The following is a 25,926-nucleotide window of genomic DNA, read 5'->3' as shown; positions in this document are numbered from 1 at the left end:
GCATCCTCCAAGGTCTTAACCTCAGAGGGCTCGAAGCCAGGATACGCCAAACAAATAACGGCCCATGCAACCAAAGCACAAAACCGCCGTCCGCGTATCCCTTCCAATATCTAACTACAATGTCAAAGAGCCGGCTCTCACACGAGGTAAGGGCCAAAGTCTCCCGTTCGGAAGCAGTGCTTCCAGACCATTTCGTCCCTGAACGGAAGAGCAAAGAGTATATCCACGAAGACAAGTCCATTCAACGTCTTTTCAGACGCTGTCTGAATTTTTTGTCTTCGGGAAGCCGCGGGAGTTAAGGCAGAGCGCCTTCAGCGCCGCGACAAGTGCTTATTTAGGGATATCGGCCGGTGCTGTCCAGAGCAAAATTCAAATCATGCCAGAAAAATTTTGCAGTCCCGTGAAGCCCGGCTCACAACAGTCCCAACTCCCGCAGTTCGGCCAGCATCTCCGGCGGTGCCTCGGACAGGGTATCCCCGGTCTCGCCCAGGTCGGCTGGCGCCTGTGCAGCCGTCAGGTAACGCCACCCCTGGAAAGGCCGCTGCCGACGTGGCGCCACACGCAGCAGACCTGGCCTCAAAACAAGGCGCGCATAGGAACGGCCGGAGTCATCGCTCCGCTCCTCTATGTCCTCCAGTGGCTGGCGTGCCTGCACCAGCCCCTTGATCACCCAGTAGATCGAGCCGCCTTCCAGAAGCTCGCCCCGGCGGCGTGGGATCATACGGGTGTCGTGCCAAAGGCCTCCAGCAACAGCTAGGCGTTCTTCCTGGAACGCCTTCAGGCTCTCGACCGATTCGCTGCCGACAGACAGCTTGATCAGATGCAACTCAGCCAAGACCTACACCTCTTCGCGAGCTACAGCTCCGCCCCGCGCCAGGGCAACACGTGAGCGCGAGGACTGGCCAATCTGCTCCGAAATGAAGTTTCCGGCCGCAACCAGACGATCCAGATCAATCCCGCTGCGAATCCCGAGACCATTCAACATGTAGACCACATCCTCACTGGCAACATTGCCGCTGGCGCCGGCCGCATAGGGGCAGCCGCCGAGACCTGCCACCGAAGCATCCACCACAGAGACTCCTTCCAGCAGACAGGCATAGATATTGGCCAAGGCCTGGCCATAGGTGTCGTGAAAATGGACTGCCAGTTCCGGCAGGGGAACATCCTGCGAGACCCGTTTGACCAAGGCGCGCGCACGGCCGGGGGTGCCGACTCCAATTGTGTCCCCCAGCGAGATTTCATAACAGCCGAGCCCACGCAGCTCCCGCGCCACCCAGGCCACCGCACTCGAGTCGATTTCACCTTCGTAGGGGCACCCCAATACACAGGAGACATAGCCTCGGACCTTCAGGCCCGCGTCCAGCGCCCGCTCGACCACAGGGGCAAAGCGTTCCATCGAGGCCTCTATGGAACAGTTGATATTGCGCTGGGAAAAACTCTGGGAGGCAGCAGCAAAGACCGCGATCTCCCTGGCCCCGGCCTCGAGCGCCGCATCCAGGCCCTTCTCGTTGGGCACCAGCACAGGGTAGCTGACACCCGGCCTTTGCGGCAGCAATGACATCACCTCGGCCGTGGCCGCCATCTGAGGCACCCAGCGCGGGCTGACAAAGGCCCCGGCCTCGATATGGGTCAATCCGGCTTCTGCCAGCCGCATGATCAGATCCGCCCGCACAGCGGCCGGCAGGTGGGCCGACTCGTTCTGCAGGCCGTCTCGCGGACCAACCTCGACAAGCCGAACGGCCTTCGGCAACTCACTCATGCGCACCTGCCACCTTGCTTTACCCGAACAACCATCAAGAAACCAACTGTGATCTCTGTATCGAAAAGCCACTTTCTGAAAGATGACCCTGAATCACAATGCCACCTTAAGCCAAGGCGATGGTATGTTGCCTTTTCATGGCTAACCCTAGCCTGAAGCCAACAGGAAAAGAAAAGAGAGGCTCCTAGCTCTTGCCGTCCTTCACAGGTACCGGCGCCCCCTCCTGTGCCGCTTGCTCGGTTTCATCGGCGCTCGCCTCGTGGTGTGTCGTGGAAACCCACGGCAAACCCCTGCGGAAGACCGCAGTCGCCCGATGGAAGAGGCCAATCAGGCGTTCAGGCAACAGCTGGGGTTGTGCCGGTTCCAGCCAGATTCCGACCTCGGTTATCCCCTCGTCATTCAGGTCACGCACCACCAGTTCGATGGCCCCCAGGGGCAGGCGATCGCCCACGGAAACCGTCTTGCCAAGACGTTTACGCAGGAAATCGGCCAGGGGCATCTCGCGTTCCTGCTTGGTGACCGGAAGGTCATAGACATCCGAAATCGCGCCAAGTGCCGTGGTGCCGGGGAAGGAAAAATCACCCAGGGTCACATCTTCGCGTTTGGCCCCGCTGCGCCGACGCGGCAGCAGCTGGCGGTCCAGCAGCAGGACCTGCTCCGGTGGTGCAACGGCCAGAAGATAGTCATTGGGCTTCAGGGTTTTGATCAGCTGCCGCGGCACCACGACATTCTCGCGCAGGAGCGCAAGGATGCGGACCCGATCCGGCACGCGCAGCGCGTCGATCGACTTGTTCACCATGGGACTGGTGTCTGCGATGCGATAGCCCACCATTTCCCGGTCGAAGCCGGAAGGCAGTTCGAAATCCAGCTTGCCCTTGTCCTCGGGCGCGGGAGGCAGCTCGATGTTCAGCCGTCGGGCCAGAAGGGGTACCGTCCAACCCTGCAGGATCAGTGAACTGAGAACCACGATGAAGGCGACATTGAAGTACTGCATGCCACCGACCACACCCTGGAGCAGCGGAATGATGGCAAGGAAGATCGGAACGGCCCCGCGCAACCCGACCCAGGCGATGAAAAGGCGTTCCTCTCGCGAGAAATTGAAGGGCGCAAGACAGATCGCAACAGCCAACGGACGTGCGACGAACATGAGTCCCAGGGCGATCAGACCGGCAGGCAAGAGATCCGGCAGCAAACTGCTGGGCGTTACCAGGAAACCCAGCATCAGGAACATCCCGATCTGACACACCCAGGCAATTCCGTCATGAAACCTGCGGATCAGTTGGTTGGCCCGCAGGCGTTTGTTGCCCGCGATGATGCCGGCCAGGTAAACCGCAAGGAAGCCACTGCCACCAAGTTGCTGTGCACCGCCGAACACGACCAGCGCACCGGCAATCACGAAAACGGGATAGAGGCCGGGCGCAAGCTCCAGCTTGTTGACCAGCCAGGCAAGTGCATACCCTCCCAGCACCCCGAAGGCGGCGCCCACCCCCAGCTGAAGCAGGAAGCTCTGGGCGATATCCCAGGTAATGTCCGTGACACCCGTGGACACGAGTTCGGCCAGTGTAATGGTCAGGAATATGGCCATGGGGTCGTTGACGCCCGATTCCACCTCGAGGGTGGTTCCAACCCGGCGCTTTAGGTCCATGCCGCGTTGGTGCAGCAGCAGGAAAACCGCCGCGGCATCAGTGGAGCCTACGATCGCGCCTACCAACAGCGAGGGCAGCAGTCCAAAATCCAAAACGGCCCAGGCAAACAGACCAGTCAACCCAGACGTGATAATGACTCCCACTGTGGCCAGCAGGGATGCCGGCGCCCAGGAAAGCTTGATGGACCTGTAGGGCGTTCGCAGGCCGCCATCGAACAGAATGATGGCCAGAGCCAGACTGCCAATCAGATAGGCCAGATCGAAATTGTCGAAGGAAATGCCAAGCGGCCCATCCTCACCGAAGAACATCCCGAGACCAAGGAAGACCAGCAGAAGAGGGGCACCTATTCGTGAGGACAGCACGCCCGCCAGAATACTGACCAGCAGCAGGGCGCCTCCCATGAATATCAGTTGATTGGCAAATTCCATGTTCCTGTGCGACCGGGCCGGCCGATTTTATCCTTTCTTGTTTCCTCTGGACGCTGTGACTGGCTTCTCTTCCCTGACATCACGCCATGAGGGTGTCGATCTGTCCAGGAAGGCACGAATGCCTTCACGTCCCTCATGAGAGGCGCGCAGGCGCGCAATCCGCGCCGCTGTTGCCCGTTTCAACTCCGACGAACGGCGGTTTGCCTCGACCGAAAAGATCAGCTCCTTGGCCGCGCGCTGGGCCATTGGACCTCCGGTCAGAAGGCTGTCCGACAGGGCTTCGGCCCGAGCCTCCAATTGCTCCGGAACCACAACCTCGTGCAGCAATCCCAAGCGACAGGCCTCTTCCGCCGAGAATTTCTCGCCCGTCTGGAAGTAGCGTCTGGCCGCACGCACGCCTATGGCATCAAGAACATAGGGCGAGATGACGGCCGGGATAAGCCCCAGCCTGACCTCACTCAGGGCGAAAATGGCCGTATCGGCCGCCAAAGCGATATCGCAGCAAGCGACAAGGCCAACACCGCCGCCCATGGCTGCCCCCTGAACCACGGCAATCGTCGGCCTTGAAAAGCTGTTGAGGCGTTCCATCAGGCCCGCCATCGCCTCGGCATCCCGGATGTTCTCGGACTCACTATAGCTGGCCATCGCCTCCATCCAGTTCAGATCGGCGCCTGCGGAAAATGATGCACCTTCAGCGGCGAGTTGAAGAAGGCGAACGTTCGGATCGCTGTCCAGCCTCTCCAGGCTCCGGCTCAGGCCGGCGATCAAGGCATCGTTGAAGGCATTGTGGACTTCGGGGCGCGCCAGGATAATTCGAACGATACCGTCCTCCCTGCGCTCTTCCCGGAACAAAGGCTCATGCATTCGCCAACATGCTCCCAAGTACGGCCGGCCCCAGGACATAACGGCTGTCTTGCAATGCAGAGACAGAGTTCATGCATGTCATGAGGATCGACTCCTTTGTGATCTCGACGTTAAGATAACAGCCGGGGGCTGAACGGAAAACTGTCACGTCTGGCTCGATCTGGCAGACCGATTCACACGCATATCGCTACAAGAATACCCTGCCCCACTATGGCATTGGTTCCAGCATGGCGAGAAAAATACCAAACTCGGGATAATTCTTCATTTCCAATATCATGGAACTGCTGTTTTAAGCAAAAGTTAGCAGGTCTCGCAGCTTGGACAATCACGGCTCCAGAGTGACGCGAAATCGGCCAGCTTCCATGAAGCGTTTGAAGGACAAAGAAATCTTGTCAGCCAGTCGATAAATTTGATAATGAAATTCATTATCATTATCTGGGAGACAAGAATGACCGTCCTGCGCACCCTGGATCCCGCACTGCTTTTCCGCCTGACGCGACAGGAGACCTGGTCCCGGAAAGCAGAAAAGCTCGCCGTCTCGAAGGAACCTGCCACGACTCCTGCAGGCCAGAACGCCAGCAGACGTGTAGCAGAACTCGAACACCTGCCTGAAAAAGAAGTGGTTTCGGCTTAGCCCTCGGATTCGTTGGCGCCGGTTTGCATCTGGATGAAATTCTCCAGCCCCATGCGTCCAATCAACCCGAGTTGGGTTTCCAGCCAGTCAACGTGCTCTTCCTCGCTTTCGAGGATGCTCTCGAACAGTTCGCGGCTGACGTAATCGTGCACCTGTTCGCAGTGGGTGATCGCCTCGCGAAGAAGTGGGATGGCCTTGCTTTCCAGCTTGAGGTCGCACTCCAGGATCTCCTTCACGTCCTCTCCGATCATGATCTTGTGCAGATCCTGTAGATTCGGAAGGCCCTCAAGGAAGAGGATACGCTTGATCAACTGATCAGCGTGCTTCATCTCGTCGATGGATTCCTCGTATTCCTTGCCCGCCAGTTCGGACACACCCCAATCACCCAGGATGCGCGAGTGCAGGAAATACTGGTTGATCGCCGTCAACTCATTGGTGAGTACCTTGTTGAGGTACTCGATGACCTGTTTGTCACCCTTCATGCCCGTCTCTCTCCTGCAGTCATACCTGAGTTCATTCCTGTCGCGCCAGCGACAAACAGCAGTGTCGCCAGAGACAGGTTCTCAGGCTATCAGGAAAAAGGCGTGATTGTCACTCTGCAGCGATCGGAAAAGCTGGAGCATCCATAGGCAGACTTTCAGAAGATGTCCGCCCTTCTGTCAGAATATCACTGATGGTTTCCCGGCAGCGCCCGCAATTGGGCTTCGCGCCCTGGGCCTTGTAAACCTGTCCAACAGTCCCTGCGCCCTCCTCTATGGAGCGGCGCACATCCCGACAGGTAAATCCGTTGCAGAGACAAACGTACATGGAAAACCACTTCTGACTTTCGATACAGTCTCTCTAGCGCGACTGCGAATGAATGTCAATAACCTTGAAATCGTTATTCGCTGCACGCTTTCATCATTCTGTCTCTAAGGCCTCGGAGAGTTCGTGAATGGGCAGCGGGCTGTCTGTCTTGACCTCTTCCATGACCACATAGGAATGGGTCTGGGCGATGGCCGACATTTCGGCCAGCCCCTCGCCCAGGAACTTTCGATAGGTCGCCATATCGGGCATTCGCACCTTAAGCAGGTAATCGAAGCCACCTGAAACCATGTGGCACTCCAGTACTTCCGGCAGCCCCTCGACAATCTTGCGAAATTGTTCGAAAGTTTCCGGTGTCGTACGGTCCAGTGTCACCTGGACCAGGATCATCAGGGCGGCGTCGAGCTTCATGGGATCCAGGATTGCGCGGTAGCCCTTTATATAGCCTTCGCGTTCAAGACGCCGAACGCGCTCGAGGCAGGGTGTGGGACTTAAATTCACACGCCGTGCCAGTTCGACGTTGCTCAGCCGGCCCTCTGCCTGCAGGGCACGAAGGATATTGCGGTCCACCTGGTCCAAAACCCTATCAGAAGCAATTTCCTTGGATGATTTTGCTGCCATTTTTGCTATTTCCTTGCAAAATCTTGCCTGTGCTCGCAATTTATCAGAATTATCAGCTTCTTTGTATCGCTATTTTACAAAGGGCACAGAGGGCGCACGAATAAGGGAGCTAGCCCATGATTATCGATCCTGCACTGGCCGAGGTCAGCACACTGCGCCAGAAGCTGCGCCAGACCACGCATGCCGACGAAACGGAGACCGTCAATCAGTTGATCAAGCTTGCGGAATCCGATGCAGACACGCGTCACAGGGTCGAACGGAAGGCCACGGACCTGGTCAAGGCCGTGCGCAACTCGCGCATCGGACAGGGCGGTATCGATGCCTTCATGCACGAATACGAACTGTCCAGTAAGGAAGGCGTCATCCTGATGTGCTTGGCCGAGGCCATGCTGCGCGTACCGGATTCCTATACCGTCGACAAGCTGATCAAGGACAAGATTGGCTCGGCGGAATGGGACAAGCACGTGGGCGCCAGTGAGTCCCTTTTCGTCAACGCCTCCACCTGGGCCCTGATGCTCACGGGCCGTGTGGTGAAGTTGAATGACGCGGACCGCCAGAATGTCGGTGGGGTGCTGCGCCGCCTTGTCCAGCGATCTGGGGAGCCCGTGATTCGGCGCGCCGTGCGCGAGGCCATGCGCATCATGGGCCGCCAGTTCGTCATGGGACGCACCATCGAAGAAGCGCTCGAGCGGGCCAAGCCCGTGGAGGCAAAGGGATACCGCTACTCCTATGACATGCTCGGCGAAGCCGCACGGACCATGGAGGATGCGGATCGCTACTACCAGTCCTATCGTGATGCCATCGCCGCCATCGGCAAAGCCGGCGCAGACAAGAACATCGATGACAGTCCCGGTATTTCGGTGAAGCTGTCCGCCCTGCATCCGCGCTATGAGTTTGCACATCGCGACCGCGTCATGAGCGAGATCGTACCGCGCCTGAAGCAGCTCTGCCTCGATGCCAAGCAGAAGGAAATTGCCCTCTGCGTCGACGCCGAGGAAGCAGATCGCCTGGACATCTCACTCGATGTCATCGAAGCCGTCTCCGGTGATCCTGATCTGGCCGGCTGGAACGGCTTCGGACTGGCCGTCCAGGCCTACCAGAAACGGGCTCATATGGTGATCGACTGGCTGGCGGATATGGCCCGCAAGCACCAGCGCCGGCTGAACGTGCGCCTGGTCAAGGGCGCCTACTGGGACACCGAGATCAAGCACGCCCAGGAACTGGGGTATCCCGGCTATCCCGTTTTCACGCGCAAGGTGCTGACAGACGTCTCCTATCTGGCCTGTGCCAAGAAACTGCTGAGCAACACGGATGTCTTCTACCCCCAGTTTGCCACGCACAACGCCCAGACCCTGGCAGCCATCCTGGAGTTTGCAGGCGACAATCAGGAATACGAATTCCAGCGCCTCCACGGCATGGGGGAAGCCCTCTATGAAGAAGTGGTCGGCAAAAAGAAGCACAATCGACCCTGCCGCATCTACGCCCCCGTCGGCAGCCACGAAGATCTGCTGGCCTACCTGGTCCGCCGCCTACTTGAAAACGGGGCCAACAGCTCCTTCGTCAATCGCATCCAGGACGAGGACCTGCCCATCGAGGAGATGGTGGCTGACCCGGTCGAGCAGGCCAAGAAGCTGAAACATGTGCCACACCCGCACATCCCCCTGCCCCGGAATATCTACGGGGACGCAAGAAGGAACTCGGCGGGACTTGACCTGACCAACATCTCGGTCATGTCGCCCCTCTCACAGAGCATGCGTGAGAAGGCGGAGAAGCACTGGAGTGCTGCGCCTATCATCAATGGCAAGGAGGCCAAGGGGCGCGCCGAAGATGTTCGTAATCCAGCCGATAATACGGAGGTCGTTGGACAGGTCGTGAATGCGACGCCGCAACAGGCCCTGGAAGCGCTGGAGATCGCCACGAAAGCGCACTTCTCCTGGAACGAAACACCTGCCGACCAGCGCGCTGCCTGCCTGGACCGGATGGCCGACCTTATGGAGGAGAACACGGCCGAACTGATGGCCATCTGCATCAAGGAAGCCGGCAAGTCACCCAACGATGCCATCGCCGAGGTGCGCGAGGCGGTCGACTTCTGTCGCTACTATGCCATGAAGGCGCGCGAGGATTTCGGCGCACCGCTGAAACTGCCCGGGCCTACCGGAGAAATCGACGAATACGGACTTCACGGACGCGGCACCTTCCTCTGCATCAGCCCCTGGAACTTCCCCCTGGCCATCTTCACTGGCCAGATTTCGGCCGCACTGGTGGCCGGAAACTGTGTTATCGCCAAGCCCGCCGAACAGACTTCACTGGTAGCTGCCGCAGCCGTGCGGCTGCTCCACAAAGCGGGGATTCCCAAGGACGTTCTGCACCTGATCCCCGGGGACGGCGCCAAGATCGGAGGCGCGCTGATTGCCGATACGCGGATTTCCGGCATCGCCTTCACGGGCTCCGTGGAAACGGCGCGGCTGATCAACCAGAGCCTGGCCAAGCGCGAAGGGCCCATTGTGCCCCTGATCGCGGAAACCGGTGGCCAGAATGCCATGCTTGTGGACTCAACGGCGCTGCCCGAGCAGGTCATTCGCGATGTGGTGATCTCCGCCTTCCAGTCCGCAGGTCAACGCTGTTCGGCCCTGCGCATCCTCTGCATTCAGGAGGATGTTGCCGAGAAGACGCTGAAGATGCTCTCCGGGGCCATTTCTGAACTGAGCGTAGGTGATCCGGCCTGGCTGTCCACCGATGTCGGCCCGGTCATAGATTCCGAAGCTCGGGACATGTTGAACGGTCACATCAATCGTATGGAAGCCGAAGGGCGATTGATCGCCCGCGCCTCGGCGCCGGAGTCTGCCGACAAGGGCACCTTCGTGCCGCCCGTGGCCTTCGAGATCGACTCGCTGAACCGCCTTCAGGGCGAAGTCTTCGGGCCTGTCCTTCATGTCCTGCGCTACAAGGCAGAAAAAATGGACAAGCTGATCGAGGACATCAACGCCCTGAACTACGGCCTGACCTTCGGCATACATACACGCATCGACTCGACCGTCGACTTCGTGCGCCGGCGCATCCGCGTCGGCAACATGTATGTGAACCGGAACATGATCGGCGCTGTTGTCGGCGTACAACCCTTCGGCGGCGAGGGTCTGTCGGGAACGGGGCCCAAGGCCGGAGGACCCCACTATCTGCACCGCTTCGCGACCGAGCGCGTCATCTCCATTGACACCACGGCGGCAGGGGGCAATGCCTCTCTCATGTCCATGAGTGAAGACCTCCCCATGTAGTTGTTTGCGGTCCTGCCCCTTGTCTTCTGCAGGCAGGACCGCCCTTCCTCTTCTTTTCAAATCAGCAATGACAGACTCCAGCAAACCTCCCGTTTCCCATGATAGTACCCACGAGACTGGCGCCTTTGGTGCCCATGTCGGGCTACAGATCACATCATGGGAGCTCAACCGCGTGGAACTCGACCTGCAGGTGGAGGCCTTCCACCTCAATCGTGGCCAGGTCCTTCATGGCGGCATGACCTCGACGCTGGCGGATGCCGCCTGCGGTTATGCCGGCACACATCCCGACATGCCGGAAGGCCAGCGACAGGCCGTCACGCTGTCCCTGAATGTCCAGTTCATCGAACCGGGACAACCGGGACGCAGGATCACGGCCATCGGCGAAAAGGTCGGAGGTGGGCGCAGCATCTTCTTCAGCCGCTGTGACGTTCGTGATGAAAGCGGCGCACTCCTGGCGCAGGCAGAAGGCACTTTCCGCTACGTGGGATAAGCAGAACCGCGGCCAGCTGATTTTTGGCCAGTCTGCTTCGAGCTCATTTTCGAAGGCTCGCAGAGGTTCAGTTCAACCGGCACCGCACGCCCTTCACCAACAAATCTGTTCCACAGAGGAAAAATGTCTTTATCTGTCTAAAAAAATGTTAAAAATGTGTTATAGTGAAAGTTGATTTCTCACACTGCCTCGAGCTAGATTGCTCAGGTAGAAGGCGATGGGGAAATGGAAGGATTTCCATGCCGTCCACCGGCGTGTCCATGATAGGCGTCCCCGAACGCACCACCGCAGATGCGGATGCACAACGGAGCGAAACCAGCCAACCATCAGGTCCGGCTGAAGGGCGCTCCGAGGATTTTCTGCGCGCTTCTGCCGAATGGCTTTGGGAGACCGACAGCGACTTGCGCCTGACCTATGTCAGTGCACCCGTCGCACGGGGGTTGGGGCGCCTGGCCCACAAGCTCGTCGGAGAGCCTCTGCTGTCACTCTTTTCGGAGGCCGAGCAGAAGGCGGATGAACAAAGTCGCGACCGCCTGCATCGTGCGGTCGAGGCGCGCCGCCCTTTCCGGAATCTCCTGTTCCACATCACCTCCCCCGATGGAGAGGGCGATGTGATCAGCCTTTGCGGCGTCGCCTATTTCGACGAGGCCACCGGGCGATATCTGGGCTACCGCGGAACCGCTGCTCCTTGGGAATCCTACGCTATAAACCGCGGGCAACCCCAAGGCCGGCAGCCTGTCGACAGTGAAGTCGACGAGGACAGCTACTACCGCCTCATCCAGGAGATGGAACGCCTGGCCATAGAGGTATCCGAACTGCGCTATGGCCTGAAGACCAGCGATCAGCAGGATGAAGAAGACGAAAGCGAGACCGAACGGCTCGCGCGCCTGGCCCACGAACTGCGCTCGCCCCTGAACGCCATCATGGGATATGCGGATTTTGCAACGAAAAGCCCCTATGGGCCGCTGCCCTCACGCTATCTTCATTGCCTGCAGAGCATATCCGCGGCGGCCTCACATCTACAGCGCGTGATCACCACCTTCGTGGAGGAAAAGCAGCCTGAAGAGGAAAGGCAGCCGCGGTCTGAGGACGAGCTGCCTTTGGCCGAAATCGTCGCGGAAGTTGCTGTCATCCTGTCGCTGGAAGCAGAACGTGCCGGCGTGAACTGGTCGAATATTGGCCCGGTCGGGCCCTGGATGGTCAAGGGTGACCGGAGGGCCATAGCCCAGATCCTGATCAATCTGTTAGGCAATGCCATCAAGTTTACGCCGAAGGGACGGTCCGTGGGCCTGAAAGCAGAGCCTCTTTCGGACGAGCAACTGGCCATCGTGATATGGGACGAAGGTGTCGGCATCCCCAAGGATGAGCTGGAACGCATTTTCGAGGCTGGCTACCGCTCGAAGCAGCGCAAGGACCATATACGGCCGGGACGCGGGCTGGGGTTGGCCATTGCGCAGGATCTGGCGCATGAACTTGGCGGTGATATCGTTGCCGAAAGCACGCCCGGTCAGGGATCACGCTTTGTTGTCACCCTGCCCCGTGTCATGCAGGAGCAGACGGCTTCATCGGCCAACGACGAGGCCGAGCCCCTGTCGATGGACCACAGTCTGCAGCCGTCCACCCAGGGCGCCTCGGAAACGCCTCACTATTCATCCTTCTGAAATCCCGGTGCCTGCTACCCGGCCAAAGGTGGCTACCAGGGGAGCCGCTGGCCGTCGTGATTGAGCAGGCACCCATTGTCTTCCGGACGCAGATTGAGCATCAGATCCTTCAGTGAGCCTGCCGATTCATCGGTGTCCAGATGTGCATTCGGTCCGCCCATCTTGGTGCGCACCCAGCCAGGATGTACGGCAATTGCGGATATTCCACGGTCAGCCAGGTCTATGGACAGCGAGCGCGTGACCATGTTGAGGGCCGCCTTGCTGGAGCGGTAAATATAGCTGCCGCCACTGTCGTTATCGCCAATGGATCCCATGCGTGAACTGATGTTGACGATCAGCTTCCTCGAGCCCCTTTCCAGTTGGTCGACAAAGCGTTCTGCCAAGTGAAGGGGGGCCATGGTGTTGATGGCAAAAACGCGCGACCATTCCTCGTAAGAAACCTTTCCAAAGGGCGACCCCGGATCCTTTGCCCCTGCGTTGTTCACCAGGATATCAAGCGGCACATCGGAAAGGCTGCGGGCCAAGTTCTCGGTCTGGAGCATATCCATCACATCGAGCCTGTGAATCGTGACAGACTCGCCCAGGGCCTTCAGGGCGGTGGCCTTTTCCGGATGCCGGCAACAGGCATGCACCTCCCAGCCCTCTTCCACGAAACAGCTGGCCAGCGCCAGTCCGATCCCGCGATTGGCACCGGTTATCAGGACAGTCGACAAGGAAACCTACCCCCGTTACGAAAAAACTGGCCTGGGCACACATGCGACACCCGGCCGGCGAGCCAGGACTCTACCCAGCTGAAGGTCGCACCGTTCTCACAGAGCCGGGCAGAGCGCAACAACTGTTCTCCTGCATCTTGCCAGGATTGAGCTTTTCACATGGCCGGGAAATATATCCCAGCTCGGGATAGGGAAAGCCGGCATCATGTTCGCGCGGCCACCTGAAACAGGGTTTGCTGCATCTTTGCGCAAAGACTTTCTCTTTCCTGCCTCTGGCTGTAGACCTCAATTTCACAAATCGACAAGGTTCGTCCCAGTTTCAGGACCTTGCCAACGGCGCGCAGGCAATCGCCATCTGCCGGATTGAGCATGTTGATCTTGAATTCCACGGACAGGGCGGCCCGGCCCACAGGAAACAGACTGTAGGCAGACAGGCCCCCCGCGGAATCGGCAATGGTGGAGGTCACGCCCGCATGAAAGTATCCATGCTGCTGGCTGAGCCCCTCATTATACTCCAGCAGGATCTCAACACTTCCGGGTGCGATCTTCCCAAGGCGTGCCCCCAGGGTCTTCATGATCCCCAGGCGGTCGAACGAGGCGCGCACACGCGCTTCCCACTGGGGGTCTGCCGGCTGGAAATCTGTCATGAAAGTCTTCCGTTTCGAAATCTGGTGATCAAGCCTGCGCCTTGAGGGCGAAATGCTCGTTCCACACGGGTGCAATTGCGGGGCGCTGACTGACCCGGCCGACCATGCGCGCAAGCCTGGGATGTGTTTCCAGTACATCCTTGGCCTGGGGCTGCCAAGCCGCAAGCATGGACAAGTAGATGTCGAGCAAGCTGAAACCGGCACCTTGCAGGCCACCCGACTCGGACAACGCCTCCTGTTCCACGATCCCCCAATAACTCACCAAATCCTTTTCAGCCTGACGCTGAATGGCTTCACCGCCCATCGGATCGACAGTAAAGCGATCGCTGTAATAGCGGCGCAGAATCGCTTCGTAGATATTGGCAACCGCGAAGAACAGCCAACGATAGAGCTGGGCACGCGCCGCTTCTCCCGGGGGTGGCAGCAGCTCGGATTCCGGATGCCGTTCGCAAAGTGTCAGCATCATCGCTGCCGATTCGGTCATGACACTGCCGTCAGGGAGCTCCAACGCCGGCACTTGTCCACGAGGGTTGAGCTTCAGGAAATCGGGTGAACTCTGTTCGTTCTTGCGCGTATCCACGAACACACGCTCGTAGCGGGCCCCTATTTCGTTCAATAGGGCTTCGGGTGCAAAGGCCCCCGTCGAGGGAGACCAGTATAGTCGATACATTCCTGAATACTCCTTCTTCCACTGCCGCAAGAGGCCAAGGGCCCGGGCTTGCCGGGCCCTTACAACAGGATGAGCGCGGCCAATGCCAGGAAAGCGAAAAACCCAACGACATCCGTCACTGTGGTCAGGAAGACCGAGGACGCCACTGCGGGGTCAATGTTCAAGCGTTCCAGCGTAATGGGAATCAGAGTCCCGAACAGTCCTGCCGCCACCATGTTGATGACCATGGCCATCGCGATCACCATGCCAATCAGGGAATTGCCAAACCATATCCAGGCAACAAGGCCCACCAGGACGGCAAACAAGACTCCGTTGGCCAGGCCAACCAGAAGCTCCTTGGTAATGAAGCGCTTCGCTCCCCCTCCGGAAAGCTGCTTCAGGGCCAGGGCACGCACGGCCACCGTGACGGTTTGGGTGCCGGCGTTGCCGCCCATGGAGGCCACGATCGGCAGCAGGATGGCCAGTGCCACAGCCTGTTGAAGGGTGGCTTCGAAAACGCCGATGACCAGCGAAGCCATGACCGCCGTACCGAGATTGACGAAAAGCCAAGTGAAACGCGACTTGGTCGTCTCCAAAACGGCACTGTAGACATTCGTCTCCGTCACGCCGCCCAGTTTCAGAAGGTCGTCCTCGGCTTCCTCCTCGACCACATGGACGATGTCATCGATGGTCACGACACCGACAAGCCGCTCGGACGAATCCACAACCGGGGCCGATAGCAGCGAATACTGCTTGAAGAGAAAGGCCACATCGTCCTGGTCCATGGTCACAGGCACGGTGCGAACTCCCTCGTCCAGCAGCTCCGTGATGGGAACGTGCCGCTTGTTCCTAAGGACCCTGGACAGCGGTATCTTGCCGATCGGGCGATAGCGGGGATCCACGACATAAAGATCGTAGAAGTCGCGCTCCATCTGCTTCTTGTGGGAACGCATGTAATCGATGGTCTCACCGACTGACCAGATGGCGGGCACCACGACAACCTCGCGCTGCATCAGACGGCCCGCGGAATCCTCTGGATACTCCAGGCCTTCCTGAAGAAGCCGACGGATCGTGACGGGCACACGCGCCAGGACTTGGGTGCGCAGGTCTTCGCTCAGGTCTTCGAAGAACTCCAGCGCGTCATCACTTTCCAGCCGCTTCAGAACACGCGCCACTTCCTTGGCGCCCAGGGTTTCGGCCACCTCTTCGCGCAGGTCACTGTCCAGGTAGGACAGAACTTCCGGGTCCAGTGTCTGTCCAATTTGCCCGAGCAGTTCATCCCTTTTAGCCGGCACCAGACTTTCAAGCAGGTCCGCCATGTCCGCCGGATGGAGCTCGCTGATCAGTTCGCTGACGGCCTCTTCATCACCGTTGTCCAGGGCCTCATCCACCCCACGCACGAGTGAAGGGGAAAGACCGACGACCTCGTCTTCCGTATCAGGTTCAGGAGGGCGCGTTTCCACTTCGGCCACGAATTCAGCCCTTGCCGTTGTCTGCGTTCTTGGAAGGTGATGGCTCGCGGCACTGGGCGTCCACAACCGCAACTGCACTGATGTTCACAACTCCGCGGGCGGTGATCGAAGGCGTTGCGATATGAGCGGGGCGGGCCGCACCGATCAACAAGGGCCCAACCGGAAGCGCATCGCCCAGGACCTTCAGTAGGTTGAAGGAAATGTTTGCCGCATCGATGGTTGGCATGATCAGCAGATTTGCGGCCCCTTTCAGACGTGAATTGGGGAAAATTCGCGTGCGGATATCTTCCGACAGGGCCGCGTCGGCATGCATCTCGCCTTCGACTTCAAGCTCGGGGTACTTCTCGTGCAAAAGGCCGGTGGCCTTGCGCATCTTCCGTGCCGAGGAATCATCATGACTGCCGAAGTTGGAATGCGAGATCAGGGCAATCTTCGGCTCGATGCCGAAACGCTTCACGGATTCCGCTGCCATCGCCGTCATCTCGACCACTTCCTCGGCCGTGGGATCGTCACTGACATAGGTGTCGGCAACAAAGAATGTGCCCTTCTGGGTAATCAGCAGGCTGAGCGCAGAGTAGTCGTGAACCGAAGACGCCTTGCCGATGATGTCGTCCACATGCCTCAGGTGGTTCTTGTACTGACCCTCGACACCGCAAACCATGGTATCGGCATCCCCGCGCAGGACAGCCAGGGCCCCGATCACGGTGGCATCCGTACGCACGATGGTACGCGCCTGGTCGGGAGACACCCCCTTGCGCTCCATCAGGCTGTGATAGAGACGCCAGTACTCGCTGTAGCGCGAATCGCTGAGCGGGTTGATCAGGTCATAATCCTCGTCTTCGCGAATCCGCAGGCCCAGTTTGCGGATTCGCTTCTCGACCACCTTGGGCCGGCCACAGATCACCGGCCGCGCCAGGCCCTCATCGACCAGGACCTGAGCGGCACGCAGCACCCGTTCGGCCTCGCCCTCCGCAAAGAAGACCCGTTTGGGATCCTGCGCGGCGCGTTCGAAGACCGGCTTCATCACCAGACCTGAACGGAAAACGAATTCGCTCAGTTGCTGGTGATAGACCGCCATGTCCTCGATGGGACGCTTTGCAACTCCACTGTCCATGGCCGCCTTGGCGACGGCGGGTGCCACCTGGATGATCAGGCGCGGGTCGAAGGGCCGCGGGATCAGGTAATCGCGCCCGAAAGAAGTGGGCTGGCCACCATATGCTTGGGTTACCACTTCCGAGGACTCCACCATGGCCAGATCGGCAATCGCCTTCACGCAAGCCAGCTTCATGTCCTCGTTGATTGTCGTGGCACCGACGTCCAGGGCACCCCGAAAAATGAACGGGAAGCAGAGGACATTGTTGACCTGGTTGGGATAGTCCGAGCGTCCCGTGGCAATGATGGCATCGGAGCGCACGGCACGGGCCTCCTCGGGCATGATCTCCGGCACCGGGTTGGCCAGTGCCAGGATCATGGGATCACGCGCCATCTGCTTGACCATCTCGGGCTTCAGCACATTGGGAACGGACAATCCCAGAAAGACATCGGCGCCCTCGATCACCTCTGACAGGTGCCGCTTGTCGGTCTTCTGAGCATATTTCTCCTTCCAGGGGTCCATCTCGTCCGTACGCCCCTCATGGACGACGCCTGCGATATCGGTCACCCAGATGTTCTCGCGCTTGACCCCCTGACTCACCAGCAGGTCCATACAGGCAATCGCGGCCGCCCCAGCCCCGGAACAGACAACCTTGATGTCCTCGACCGACTTCTTCACCAGGCGCAGGCCGTTATAGATGGCGGCATTCACGATGATGGCCGTGCCATGCTGGTCGTCGTGAAAGACGGGAATGCCCATCCGCTCGCGCAGCGCCCCCTCGACGATGAAGCATTCAGGTGCCTTGATATCCTCAAGGTTGATGCCACCGAAGGTGGGCTCCAGCGAAGCGATGATCTCTATCAGCTTTTCCGGGTCCCCCTCATCGACCTCGATATCGAAAACATCGATTCCGGCGAACTTCTTGAAAAGGACGGCCTTGCCTTCCATTACCGGCTTGGAAGCCAGCGGGCCAATGGAGCCGAGCCCAAGGACCGCCGTCCCGTTGGTGATGACTCCCACAAGATTGCCGCGTGTGGTGACTGTCGAGGCTTCCGCCTCATCCTGGACAATGGCATGACAGGCCGCCGCAACGCCCGGCGAATAGGCCAGAGCCAGGTCGCGCTGATTCCCCAGGGGCTTGGTCGCCGTGACCTCCAGCTTTCCGGCCCTTGGTTGGCGATGATACGCCAGTGCGGCTTCGGAGAGATTGTCTGTCATGGACTGTCCCTTGTTCTTTTCTGGCGGGAGCCGATCACCTAAAAGGATCGGGGTGGATCGAAACTAGACCAAGCCTTGACGAACACAAGTCCGAAGCGCAAGGCATGGCTCTGAGAGCAAGCCCGAAAGCATAACAAGCAAATCATCATGGACAAAACAGCTCTGCTCGAAACAGACCTCTATGCCGATCCAGGCCCCGGCTGTGCCGAATGGCGGCTTTCAACAACCGCCATAGACTATCCCGAGGCGCTGGAGGCCATGGAACAGCGGGCCGCCGAAATCGCGGCTGACCAGGCGCGGGAAGCCGTCTGGCTGCTGGAGCATCCCCCGCTCTATACCGCCGGGACCAGCGCCGACCCTTCCGACCTTCTGAGCCCGCAGTTTCCCGTCTACGAGACCGGGCGTGGCGGGCAGTACACCTACCATGGTCCCGGCCAGCGCGTAGCCTACGTCATGTTGAATCTCAAGAAGCGGCGCCCGGATGTCAGGCTGTTCGTTCACAGCCTGGAGGACTGGCTGATACGCGCGCTCCAGGAATTCAATCTGCGCGGAGAACGCCGTGAAGGCAGGGTTGGGATCTGGATTGTCGACGAGAAAAGCGGACAGGAAAAGAAGATTGCAGCCATCGGCGTACGCGTACGCCGATGGGTCACCTTTCACGGCATCTCACTGAACCTGGAACCCGATCTTTCGCATTTCCAGGGAATCATCCCCTGCGGCATCCGTGAACACGGCGTCACTTCATTGGTCGACCAGGGCCTGCCCGTCACCTTCGATGACCTTGACGCTGCCCTCTATCGCAGCTTCCTGGCTACGTTCGAGGAAGCCTGAGCCTTCTCAAAGCAGCCAAGTTTCCGGATCCGGATAGGCCTCTTCGCGCTGCAGATGCATCAAGCCTTTCACGCAACGCGCGATGTACCAGATGGCCGTTGCCAGCAGGACAAGCCATCCGATGAAGATCAATGCTGTGATGGCGCCGACGATACTGAGCAGCAGGCCAATCCAGAACGTACGTATCTGCAGGCTATAGTGTGTCTGCAACCAGGCGGGGGCAGCAGACCTGTTGATGTAGGCCATGATAACCCCGATCAGAGGCGTTATGCCGACCACGAAACCGGTCAGATAGAGAATATAAACAACGAGCGGCATCATCCTTTCGTTCGAATTGCCGCCGCCCTGAGGTGTCTGAATTTCTGGCTCTGCCATTTTGGTCCCCATATCCTGAAAGAATCTTCCTTTTAATCGAAACGGCCATCGTCTTGCCAGTCTCGCATTTCAGAGAAAGGGCGCCTTTGCCCCTTCCCGCCGAAGGTAATCCACAATCCACTCCTGGCCCGATTCCGCCATCTGCCCCAAGGCATCTTCTGGTCGAATCCAACAGGGTGCATGCCCTTCTTCAAACGGAGGTCCAAGCTTGCGCCCCAGGGCAACCAGGTAGAAGTAAGGATACTTGTGATAGAACTTATCCTCGACTGGCTGCGTCAAGAACTGCTGAATGCAGAGCCAAGGCGTAACCTCTTCCAGTTCATAGCCCGTCTCCTCGAGAAACTCCCGGCGCAAGGCCTCTTCCGCGCTTTCACCGGGCTCGATGCCACCCCCTGGAATCTCCAACCCATCCTTGGTGCGCACCAGGAACAGACGTCCGTCCGCGCCATGGGCGAGGCCATAGGCGCCCGGACGGTGCGTATAGTGATAACCGGGTTCAGGCGTGTCGAACGCAATCACGCAGCTGCTCCTTCCAACGGCAGGCTATTGGGTCGGCAGCTGCTCAAAGCCATTTTCCTCTGGCAAGGCGCAAGGCTGCGCATCGATGTCCCGGACCTGGGCCATTGGTGGCCCCTGCCAACACAGCCGGACCATATCCTCCACGGCGGATTCCAGGCCACATAAAACAGATTCGACCGTGCCCTCGCGTCTGTTTCTAACCCATCCACGCAAACCCCGCGCCGAAGCCTCGTTCTCGACCCAGGCACGATATCCGACACCCTGGACCCTGCCGTGGATAGTCAAATGATGCGCCACTTCCGACATGCTTTCACCTCTCCTGCACCGATCCCGCCTCGTTTTCCTGCGGCTCTTGCTCCGGATAGATCGCCTGGAACACCAAGGTGATGGCCCTTCGGGCATGCTTTTCCCATTGCGGGCGCTGCACCCATTGATCCTCGATGGTCAGCACGGAATCCCCCTGATTCTCGTGGAGCAGACTGTTGCGCAAGCCCCGAAGCCATTGAAGGTCCCGGGCCGAAGCTGTCCTGTACAGTTTCGAACGATCGGCCTGAGTCTCGACAATCGCTGCCGCAAGGATCACGACCGTTGCCCAGGCGCCCGCACAGAAAACGGCCTGCAAGTCCAGCATCAGGGCACAAGCCTGTTCGGAAAGCCTGGATGACGCGCCGGCCCGTGCATGGCGCGCTTCCTGCTCCTCGAACCAGAGGCGCCGCTCGTCCCAGGTTATGACATCGGGTGGATCAAGATGCTCCATGGACGCCAAATTGGCCGGTCGCCTACTCGAATTCAATAATGGCCTGGTCGACCGAGAGGCTTTCGCCGGGTTGGGCATGAATCTTTGAGACGGTTCCATCCGAAACGGCGCGCAACACGTTCTCCATCTTCATGGCCTCGACCACAGCCAGTTCCTCACCGGCCTTGATCAGCTGACCGGCCTCCACCTTCACGGAAACCAGAAGACCCGGCATGGGCGACAGAAGGTAACGGGACAGGTCCGGTGGTGCCTTTTCCGGGATCATGCGTGCCATTTCCGCCACGCGCGGGCGCAGGACAAGCGCCTCGACCACGCAGCCATCATAGGTCAGCACCACGGCCGGCCCGCGACGGTCCACCTGAACGGTCATTGCGGAACCATCCAATTGTCCTGTGAACAGGGCCCGGCCGGGCCTCCAGTCCCCTTCGACCGACAACGTGCCTTGCTCGGAGGTGACCCGAATGCCCCGCTCGGCCGGCTCGACGGAAAAGGCGTATTCCTCCTGCCCGATACGAACAACACGCTCGGGGCCACGGCTGATCGGCATGGCATGACAGGCTTCACGACGCCACTCAATGAAAGCCGCCACGGCCGCAAGACCCAGCTGCTCGTCGTCCCTCAACTTGCGGCCCGCAAAGCCCTCGGGAAACTCATCGGCAATGAAATTCGTCGTGATATTGCCGTCTCGAAAGCGCGGATGGGCCATTACGGCGGAAAGGAAGTTGATGTTGTGGTTGATGCCACGGATGTAGAAGGCGTCCAGTGCCGAGCGCATGCGTGTAATCGCTGCACGACGGTCGGATCCCCAGGTCACCAGCTTGGCGATCATGGGATCGTAGAACATGGTGATTTCAGAGCCTTCGTCCACACCGCTGTCGATTCGGACATCCTGCCCCTTCTCGGGCTCCTGATAGCGCCTCAGCCGGCCGATGGATGGCAGGAAGCTGCGTGCGGGATCCTCTGCATAAACGCGGGTTTCAACGGCCCAGCCATTCCGCTTGATATCCTTCTGCTTGAAATCCAGTTGCTGGCCCGCCGCGATCCGGATCATCCACTCCACCAGATCGAGGCCCGTGATCATTTCGGTGACAGGGTGCTCCACCTGAAGTCGCGTGTTCATCTCAAGGAAGAAGAAATTCTTGTCCTTGTCGACAATGAATTCGACCGTACCCGCGGAGTGATAGTCCACGGCCGCTGCCAACTGACAGGCTTGTTCGCCCATGGCCTGGCGCGTCTTTTCATCCAGGAAGGGCGAGGGAGCTTCCTCGATAACCTTTTGGTGGCGTCTCTGGATCGAGCACTCCCGCTCATGAAGATAGACAGGCGCGTTGCTGCCATCAGCCAGAACCTGGATTTCAATGTGCCGCGGTTGCTCGACATAGCGCTCGATAAAGATGCGGTCATCGCCGAAACTGCTCTTGGCCTCATTGCGCGCCGAACCGAACCCGTCGCGCACCTCCTGTTCGTTGCGGGCGATCCGCATACCCTTTCCGCCGCCGCCGGCCGAGGCCTTGATCATGACGGGATAACCCACATCTGCGGCGATCGAGACTGCCGTGTCTGCATCGGAGATATCGCCTATATAGCCCGGCACGGTATTGACGTCGGCTTTCTCGGCAAGCTTCTTGGACTGAATCTTGTCTCCCATGGCCGCAATGGCCTCGGCGGGCGGACCGATGAAGACGAGGCCGGCCGACTTGACGGCTTTCACGAATTCCGCGTTTTCCGACAGGAACCCGAACCCGGGATGTATGGCCTGGGCCCCCGTCGACTTGGCGGCTTCGATGATTCGATCCCCCTGCAGGTAACTCTCGGCCGCCGCAGCCGGACCGATCAGGACCGATTCGTCCGCCATGCGCACATGCAGGGCATCGCTGTCTGCCTCGGAAAAAACCGCAACACTGGCGATTCCCATGCGCCGGCAGGTACGGATGATACGGCAGGCAATCTCGCCCCGGTTGGCAATCAGGATTTTCTCAAACACGCAAGCGCTCCTCCGTTGTCATGTCTTTCGCCCGGTTCCAGGCAAGACGCCCTCAAAGGGGCAGGTTGTCATGCTTCTTCCAGGGTTCTTCCACCTTCTTCCTGCGCAGCATGCGAAGGGCGCGGCAAATCCTGCGACGTGTTCCGTGGGGCATGATGACATCGTCCAGAAACCCGCGCGAGGCGGCCACAAAGGGATTGGCGAACTTCTTGCGATATTCCTCGGTCAGCTCCTCGATCTTCTCGGGATCATCGGCATCCTTGCGGAAGATGATCTCCACCGCACCCTTGGGCCCCATGACCGCAATCTCGGCCGATGGCCAGGCGTAGTTCACATCACCGCGCAGATGCTTGGAACTCATGACGTCATAGGCACCTCCATAGGCCTTGCGGGTGATCACAGTCACCTTGGGAACGGTCGCCTGCCCAAAGGCGAAGAGCAGTTTGGCGCCATGCTTGATAATGCCGCCGAACTCCTGGGAGGTGCCGGGCAGGAAGCCGGGCACGTCGACGAAGGTCAGAATGGGAATGTTGAAGCAGTCGCAATAGCGCACGAAGCGCGCCGCCTTGATCGAGCTGGCAATGTCCAGGCACCCAGCCAGCACCATGGGTTGGTTGGCCACGATACCGACCGTGCGCCCTTCCATACGGGCAAAGCCGATGATGATGTTGCCGGCATAGTTCGGCTGCAGTTCGAAGAATTCCCCCTCATCGACAACCTTCTCGATCAGCTCTTTCATGTCATAGGGCTTGTTGGGGCTGCCAGGCACCAGGGTATCCAGGGAATGATCGTCCCGCTCCGCCGGATCCTCGGTGGGACGTTCCGGCACCTCGTCACGATTGCTGGGCGGCAGGTAGGACAGGAAGTCCCGCAGCTCCAGCAAGGCCTCCACGTCGTTTTCGAACGCCAGATCAGCCACTCCGGACTTGGTGGTGTGAGTAACGGCTCCACCCAGTTCCTCGTGTGTCACGGTCTCGTGCGTCACCGTCTTCACCACGTCGGGGCCGGTCACGAACATGTAGGAGCTGTCCTTCACCATGAAGATGAAGTCGGTCATGGCGGGGGAATAAACGGCTCCACCGGCACAGGGCCCCATAATCATGGAAATCTGGGGGATCACGCCGGATGCCATGACATTCAGCTGGAAGACATCTGCATAGCCGCCAAGCGATGCGACACCTTCCTGAATCCGGGCCCCACCGGAATCGTTGATTCCGACCACGGGCGCACCGACCTTCATGGCCTGTTCCATGACCTTGCAGATTTTCTCGGCATGGGTCTCGGAAAGCGCGCCGCCGAAAACCGTGAAATCCTGGCTGAACACGAAAATCGGTTTTCCGTTCACGGTGCCGTGTCCGGTGATGACCCCATCCCCGGGAATGCGCTGTTCGTCCATGCCGAAATCGTTGCAGCGGTGCTCGACGAACATGTCGTATTCCTCGAAGGAGCCCTCATCGAGCAGCACCTCTATGCGTTCCCGCGCTGTCAGCTTTCCCTTGGCGTGCTGGGCCTCAACGCGTTTTTCTCCACCACCGCTGCGCGCGCGCTCGCGCCGCGTTTCCAACTCGCCAAGAATGTCTTGCATGGGTCATTTCCTGTCTTGTCGTGGCGCTGACATGTAATTCTTCTTATCTGCTGATATCATGCGCACAGGCTGGCGCCAAGTTGGGGTTGAGTACCAGCAATTCACGAAAGCGGAACATTGCCATGGATATGAAGGGTGACGGAATGGATCGAACAGCCAGGTTGGCGCACTGGTCGATCATTTTTGGTGCAGCGTCCCTGTTCATCCTGGTTCTCTATCTCAGCCGCCCTGTTACCCTGCCTCTGGCATTCGGTCTGTTTCTCATGGCCATCGTCTGGCCGGTGCAGGACCGACTGGATCGCCGCTTTCCACGCTGGGTCGGCTTCCTTACCTCGGTCCTGCTTATCGTTTTGGCCTTTGGGGGCTTCTTCGGGCTTCTGGCCCTGAGTGTCATACTGATCGGGGACGGCATCGCAGCCTATCGCTACGAACTCGACCGTGCCTATTTCAGTGTTCTGGCCTGGGCGGCAGCAAACGGATTCCCGGTGAACGTCCCGAACGTGGAGGAAATGGATATCGGCCCCATGGTCGGCATGGCCGCCAGTGCCCTGGATCGTGTAAACGCCAGCATAGCCCTGATCGGCCTGACCTTCATCTATATCGTCCTCGGCTTGTTGGAGGTCCGGGACTTTGGCAGCAAACTCAGATCCCTGCCCACCGGCGACCTGATCCTCGACGCCATCCAGAAGATCAGCCACAAGTTTCGCAGGTACATCGTCGTACGTACCTTTGTCAGCCTGCTGACCGGCCTGCTGACCTACCTCTTTGCACTGGTCCTCGGGCTTGAGTTCGCCCTGACCTGGGGCTTGATCGCCTTCATCCTGAACTACATTCCCTTCCTGGGCTCGATTCTGGCGGTCATTCCACCCGTGGTCTTTGCCACTGTCCAGTTCAACGACTGGCTGATGCCTCTTCTGGTCCTGCTTGGAACCTCCACCATCCAGATCGTGTTGGGCAACTATGTCGACCCTCGTTTGGAGGGACGGGCACTGGCACTTTCACCATTGGTCGTAGTGATTTCCATCTTCTTCTGGGGCATGATCTGGGGAGTTGCTGGTGCCTTCATTGGTGTTCCAGCAACGATTGCCATAATAACGATCTGCGATCAGTTTGAGCAGACACAGTGGCTGGCCCGCTTGGCCGGAAGCCGTATTCCTGGCAAGACAAAGACAAAATACTAATTACATTCAAGGACTTCAGGATTTCAGAAGCTCCAGGAAGCGTGCGGCATTCTGCAGTTCGGACTGCAAGTAGTCTCGACGTTCCTGTGCTTCACGGTCCCAGCCCCACTGCTCCATTTCATAGGTTTCATCCAGTTCGGCTGCGGCAAAGGCCTCTTCGGCAGTCACCTGCCCTTCACAGAGAGCCAGGGCAATGACCAGGGAGCCACTTATGCGCACTGCCGAGGAAAGCGAGGATAGCGCCAGATCGTCATATGCCTCGACGGCCCTCCTCAGGTTCTGGCGTGAGTCCGATGGCTGTTCCACCACCTGGATTCCGGTGGTCACTTCCAGGGGCGCTCCCAGGCTGGAACCAGCCCAGTCAACCAGGGGCTGCCAGACCTCCTGCTGCCTTCGAACCAGGCTGTCCGGATAACTGGCGCGATAGCAAATCAGGTCTGTCTCGCTATAAGCCACAATCTCATCAACAACCTCAGGCCGTTTTGGCGCCACGATATCACGAGCTGTGAAAGCCAATGCAGTCAGTGGCATGGCCTCAGGTTCAAGTTGCTCTTCCTGGGAGTCCCATTCTGCGGCCAAGGCATCTGCCAGTAACCTGGAGGGCAAGGCCAGTTCCTGGCGCCCTGGGGTTTTGACGGGGCGGCCATCCAGAAAAATGCCATAGCCGCCCTCTACTTCCGCTGGTTCTGCCCGTTTGTAGAAACGCTTTGTCGCCTGGATCAT

The 25,926-nt window shown here is 59.1% G+C and carries 25 protein-coding genes; 6 read left to right on the top strand and 19 right to left on the bottom strand.

Going from position 1 to position 25,926, the window contains the following annotated elements:
- Positions 1 to 412: 412 nt before the first annotated feature.
- From G502_RS0113965 to G502_RS20335, 4 genes are all read right to left on the bottom strand, one after another.
- Complete coding sequence (locus G502_RS0113965) at positions 413 to 835, bottom strand: DUF1489 family protein (protein ID WP_022729301.1); 423 nt, start codon at positions 833 to 835, stop codon at positions 413 to 415.
- 3 nt (positions 836 to 838) lie between these two features.
- A complete protein-coding gene (locus G502_RS0113960; RefSeq protein ID WP_022729300.1) occupies positions 839 to 1,759 on the bottom strand; it encodes a hydroxymethylglutaryl-CoA lyase in 921 nt (306 codons plus the stop codon).
- Positions 1,760 to 1,943: 184 nt separating this feature from the next.
- The gene (locus G502_RS0113955; protein ID WP_022729299.1) at positions 1,944 to 3,833 is read right to left on the bottom strand and encodes a potassium/proton antiporter; all 1,890 of its coding nucleotides are present in this window, start codon (positions 3,831 to 3,833) and stop codon (positions 1,944 to 1,946) included.
- A gap of 27 nt (positions 3,834 to 3,860) precedes the next feature.
- Complete coding sequence (locus tag G502_RS20335; protein ID WP_022729298.1) at positions 3,861 to 4,697, bottom strand: enoyl-CoA hydratase-related protein; 837 nt, start codon at positions 4,695 to 4,697, stop codon at positions 3,861 to 3,863.
- 448 nt (positions 4,698 to 5,145) lie between these two features.
- On the opposite strand from G502_RS20335, the gene G502_RS0113945 reads away from it, so the two are divergent.
- Complete coding sequence (locus G502_RS0113945) at positions 5,146 to 5,331, top strand: hypothetical protein (protein ID WP_155957860.1); 186 nt, start codon at positions 5,146 to 5,148, stop codon at positions 5,329 to 5,331.
- On the opposite strand, the gene bfr is transcribed toward G502_RS0113945, so the two are convergent.
- From bfr to G502_RS0113935, 3 genes are all read right to left on the bottom strand, one after another.
- Positions 5,328 to 5,813, bottom strand: a complete 486-nt coding sequence (gene bfr, locus G502_RS0113940) for a bacterioferritin (RefSeq protein WP_022729296.1) — start codon at positions 5,811 to 5,813, stop codon at positions 5,328 to 5,330. The genes G502_RS0113945 and bfr overlap by 4 nt on opposite strands.
- A gap of 109 nt (positions 5,814 to 5,922) precedes the next feature.
- Entirely contained in the window at positions 5,923 to 6,138 is a 216-nt protein-coding gene (locus tag G502_RS22835) for a (2Fe-2S)-binding protein (protein ID WP_081649817.1), read from the bottom strand.
- 93 nt (positions 6,139 to 6,231) lie between these two features.
- Complete coding sequence (locus G502_RS0113935) at positions 6,232 to 6,756, bottom strand: Lrp/AsnC ligand binding domain-containing protein (RefSeq protein WP_022729295.1); 525 nt, start codon at positions 6,754 to 6,756, stop codon at positions 6,232 to 6,234.
- A gap of 116 nt (positions 6,757 to 6,872) precedes the next feature.
- Between G502_RS0113935 and putA the strand changes: the two genes are divergently transcribed.
- The 3 genes from putA (at position 6,873) to G502_RS0113920 (ending at position 12,179) form a co-directional block, all read left to right on the top strand.
- Positions 6,873 to 10,028 (top strand): bifunctional proline dehydrogenase/L-glutamate gamma-semialdehyde dehydrogenase PutA, encoded by a 3,156-nt coding sequence (putA, locus tag G502_RS0113930; protein WP_022729294.1) that lies wholly within the window; start codon positions 6,873 to 6,875, stop codon positions 10,026 to 10,028.
- Between the two features lie 67 nt (positions 10,029 to 10,095).
- Positions 10,096 to 10,518, top strand: a complete 423-nt coding sequence (locus tag G502_RS20330; RefSeq protein ID WP_022729293.1) for a PaaI family thioesterase — start codon at positions 10,096 to 10,098, stop codon at positions 10,516 to 10,518.
- A gap of 239 nt (positions 10,519 to 10,757) precedes the next feature.
- Entirely contained in the window at positions 10,758 to 12,179 is a 1,422-nt protein-coding gene (locus G502_RS0113920) for a sensor histidine kinase (protein ID WP_022729292.1), read from the top strand.
- Positions 12,180 to 12,211: 32 nt separating this feature from the next.
- On the opposite strand, the gene G502_RS0113915 is transcribed toward G502_RS0113920, so the two are convergent.
- From G502_RS0113915 to G502_RS20320, 5 genes are all read right to left on the bottom strand, one after another.
- Positions 12,212 to 12,892, bottom strand: coding sequence for an SDR family oxidoreductase (locus G502_RS0113915; RefSeq protein ID WP_022729291.1), 681 nt, complete (start codon positions 12,890 to 12,892; stop codon positions 12,212 to 12,214).
- A gap of 203 nt (positions 12,893 to 13,095) precedes the next feature.
- Positions 13,096 to 13,539, bottom strand: a complete 444-nt coding sequence (locus tag G502_RS0113910; RefSeq protein ID WP_022729290.1) for a PaaI family thioesterase — start codon at positions 13,537 to 13,539, stop codon at positions 13,096 to 13,098.
- Between the two features lie 28 nt (positions 13,540 to 13,567).
- Positions 13,568 to 14,209 (bottom strand): glutathione S-transferase family protein, encoded by a 642-nt coding sequence (locus G502_RS20325; RefSeq protein WP_022729289.1) that lies wholly within the window; start codon positions 14,207 to 14,209, stop codon positions 13,568 to 13,570.
- Positions 14,210 to 14,268: 59 nt separating this feature from the next.
- Positions 14,269 to 15,660, bottom strand: coding sequence for a magnesium transporter (gene mgtE, locus G502_RS0113900; RefSeq protein ID WP_022729288.1), 1,392 nt, complete (start codon positions 15,658 to 15,660; stop codon positions 14,269 to 14,271).
- Positions 15,661 to 15,664: 4 nt separating this feature from the next.
- On the bottom strand, positions 15,665 to 17,971 hold the full coding sequence (locus G502_RS20320; protein WP_022729287.1) for an NADP-dependent malic enzyme: 2,307 nt from the start codon (positions 17,969 to 17,971) through the stop codon (positions 15,665 to 15,667).
- A gap of 147 nt (positions 17,972 to 18,118) precedes the next feature.
- Between G502_RS20320 and lipB the strand changes: the two genes are divergently transcribed.
- Positions 18,119 to 18,802, top strand: coding sequence for a lipoyl(octanoyl) transferase LipB (gene lipB / locus G502_RS0113890; RefSeq protein ID WP_022729286.1), 684 nt, complete (start codon positions 18,119 to 18,121; stop codon positions 18,800 to 18,802).
- Between the two features lie 6 nt (positions 18,803 to 18,808).
- On the opposite strand, the gene G502_RS0113885 is transcribed toward lipB, so the two are convergent.
- From G502_RS0113885 to G502_RS0113860, 6 genes are all read right to left on the bottom strand, one after another.
- On the bottom strand, positions 18,809 to 19,177 hold the full coding sequence (locus G502_RS0113885; RefSeq protein ID WP_026989494.1) for a DUF4870 family protein: 369 nt from the start codon (positions 19,175 to 19,177) through the stop codon (positions 18,809 to 18,811).
- Between the two features lie 69 nt (positions 19,178 to 19,246).
- Positions 19,247 to 19,696: an NUDIX domain-containing protein gene (locus G502_RS20315; protein WP_022729284.1), complete on the bottom strand. Its 450-nt coding sequence runs from the start codon at positions 19,694 to 19,696 to the stop codon at positions 19,247 to 19,249.
- A gap of 24 nt (positions 19,697 to 19,720) precedes the next feature.
- Complete coding sequence (locus G502_RS0113875; protein ID WP_022729283.1) at positions 19,721 to 20,002, bottom strand: acylphosphatase; 282 nt, start codon at positions 20,000 to 20,002, stop codon at positions 19,721 to 19,723.
- A gap of 4 nt (positions 20,003 to 20,006) precedes the next feature.
- Entirely contained in the window at positions 20,007 to 20,453 is a 447-nt protein-coding gene (locus tag G502_RS0113870; protein WP_022729282.1) for a hypothetical protein, read from the bottom strand.
- Between the two features lie 22 nt (positions 20,454 to 20,475).
- Complete coding sequence (locus G502_RS0113865; RefSeq protein WP_022729281.1) at positions 20,476 to 22,437, bottom strand: acetyl-CoA carboxylase biotin carboxylase subunit; 1,962 nt, start codon at positions 22,435 to 22,437, stop codon at positions 20,476 to 20,478.
- Between the two features lie 52 nt (positions 22,438 to 22,489).
- Positions 22,490 to 24,022: an acyl-CoA carboxylase subunit beta gene (locus G502_RS0113860; protein WP_022729280.1), complete on the bottom strand. Its 1,533-nt coding sequence runs from the start codon at positions 24,020 to 24,022 to the stop codon at positions 22,490 to 22,492.
- A gap of 122 nt (positions 24,023 to 24,144) precedes the next feature.
- Here G502_RS0113860 and G502_RS20310 point away from each other — a divergent pair, with 122 nt between their 5' ends.
- Positions 24,145 to 25,203 carry an AI-2E family transporter gene (locus G502_RS20310; RefSeq protein WP_022729279.1) on the top strand — a complete coding sequence of 353 codons (1,059 nt, stop codon included), beginning with the start codon at positions 24,145 to 24,147 and terminating at the stop codon, positions 25,201 to 25,203.
- 15 nt (positions 25,204 to 25,218) lie between these two features.
- Here the strand turns inward: G502_RS20310 and G502_RS0113850 are convergent, their stop codons facing one another.
- Positions 25,219 to 25,926 (bottom strand): ATP12 family chaperone protein, encoded by a 708-nt coding sequence (locus G502_RS0113850; protein WP_022729278.1) that lies wholly within the window; start codon positions 25,924 to 25,926, stop codon positions 25,219 to 25,221.

The organism is Fodinicurvata sediminis DSM 21159 (assembly GCF_000420625.1).
GTDB classification, from domain to species: Bacteria; Pseudomonadota; Alphaproteobacteria; order Kiloniellales; family DSM-21159; genus Fodinicurvata; species Fodinicurvata sediminis.
The sequence above is the reverse complement of the archived record's forward strand: the minus strand, read 5'-3'. Positions and strand labels throughout refer to the sequence as shown.

What these genes read in the sequence shown, in the direction of transcription:
- G502_RS0113945 (WP_155957860.1), top strand. Translation starts at nt 5,146, where the DNA reads ATGACCGTCCTGCGCACCCTGGATCCCGCACTGCTTTTCCGCCTGACG.
- G502_RS20335 (WP_022729298.1), bottom strand. Translation starts at nt 4,697, where the DNA reads ATGCATGAGCCTTTGTTCCGGGAAGAGCGCAGGGAGGACGGTATCGTT.
- G502_RS0113960 (WP_022729300.1), bottom strand. Translation starts at nt 1,759, where the DNA reads ATGAGTGAGTTGCCGAAGGCCGTTCGGCTTGTCGAGGTTGGTCCGCGA.
- lipB (WP_022729286.1), top strand. Translation starts at nt 18,119, where the DNA reads ATGGACAAAACAGCTCTGCTCGAAACAGACCTCTATGCCGATCCAGGC.
- G502_RS0113875 (WP_022729283.1), bottom strand. Translation starts at nt 20,002, where the DNA reads ATGTCGGAAGTGGCGCATCATTTGACTATCCACGGCAGGGTCCAGGGT.
- putA (WP_022729294.1), top strand. Translation starts at nt 6,873, where the DNA reads ATGATTATCGATCCTGCACTGGCCGAGGTCAGCACACTGCGCCAGAAG.
- G502_RS0113850 (WP_022729278.1), bottom strand. Translation starts at nt 25,926, where the DNA reads ATGATCCAGGCGACAAAGCGTTTCTACAAACGGGCAGAACCAGCGGAA.
- G502_RS22835 (WP_081649817.1), bottom strand. Translation starts at nt 6,138, where the DNA reads ATGTACGTTTGTCTCTGCAACGGATTTACCTGTCGGGATGTGCGCCGC.
- bfr (WP_022729296.1), bottom strand. Translation starts at nt 5,813, where the DNA reads ATGAAGGGTGACAAACAGGTCATCGAGTACCTCAACAAGGTACTCACC.
- G502_RS0113885 (WP_026989494.1), bottom strand. Translation starts at nt 19,177, where the DNA reads ATGGCAGAGCCAGAAATTCAGACACCTCAGGGCGGCGGCAATTCGAAC.
- G502_RS0113920 (WP_022729292.1), top strand. Translation starts at nt 10,758, where the DNA reads ATGCCGTCCACCGGCGTGTCCATGATAGGCGTCCCCGAACGCACCACC.
- G502_RS0113870 (WP_022729282.1), bottom strand. Translation starts at nt 20,453, where the DNA reads ATGGAGCATCTTGATCCACCCGATGTCATAACCTGGGACGAGCGGCGC.
- G502_RS20310 (WP_022729279.1), top strand. Translation starts at nt 24,145, where the DNA reads ATGGATATGAAGGGTGACGGAATGGATCGAACAGCCAGGTTGGCGCAC.
- G502_RS0113955 (WP_022729299.1), bottom strand. Translation starts at nt 3,833, where the DNA reads ATGGAATTTGCCAATCAACTGATATTCATGGGAGGCGCCCTGCTGCTG.
- G502_RS20325 (WP_022729289.1), bottom strand. Translation starts at nt 14,209, where the DNA reads ATGTATCGACTATACTGGTCTCCCTCGACGGGGGCCTTTGCACCCGAA.
- G502_RS0113860 (WP_022729280.1), bottom strand. Translation starts at nt 24,022, where the DNA reads ATGCAAGACATTCTTGGCGAGTTGGAAACGCGGCGCGAGCGCGCGCGC.
- G502_RS20330 (WP_022729293.1), top strand. Translation starts at nt 10,096, where the DNA reads ATGACAGACTCCAGCAAACCTCCCGTTTCCCATGATAGTACCCACGAG.
- G502_RS0113935 (WP_022729295.1), bottom strand. Translation starts at nt 6,756, where the DNA reads ATGGCAGCAAAATCATCCAAGGAAATTGCTTCTGATAGGGTTTTGGAC.
- G502_RS0113910 (WP_022729290.1), bottom strand. Translation starts at nt 13,539, where the DNA reads ATGACAGATTTCCAGCCGGCAGACCCCCAGTGGGAAGCGCGTGTGCGC.
- G502_RS20320 (WP_022729287.1), bottom strand. Translation starts at nt 17,971, where the DNA reads ATGACAGACAATCTCTCCGAAGCCGCACTGGCGTATCATCGCCAACCA.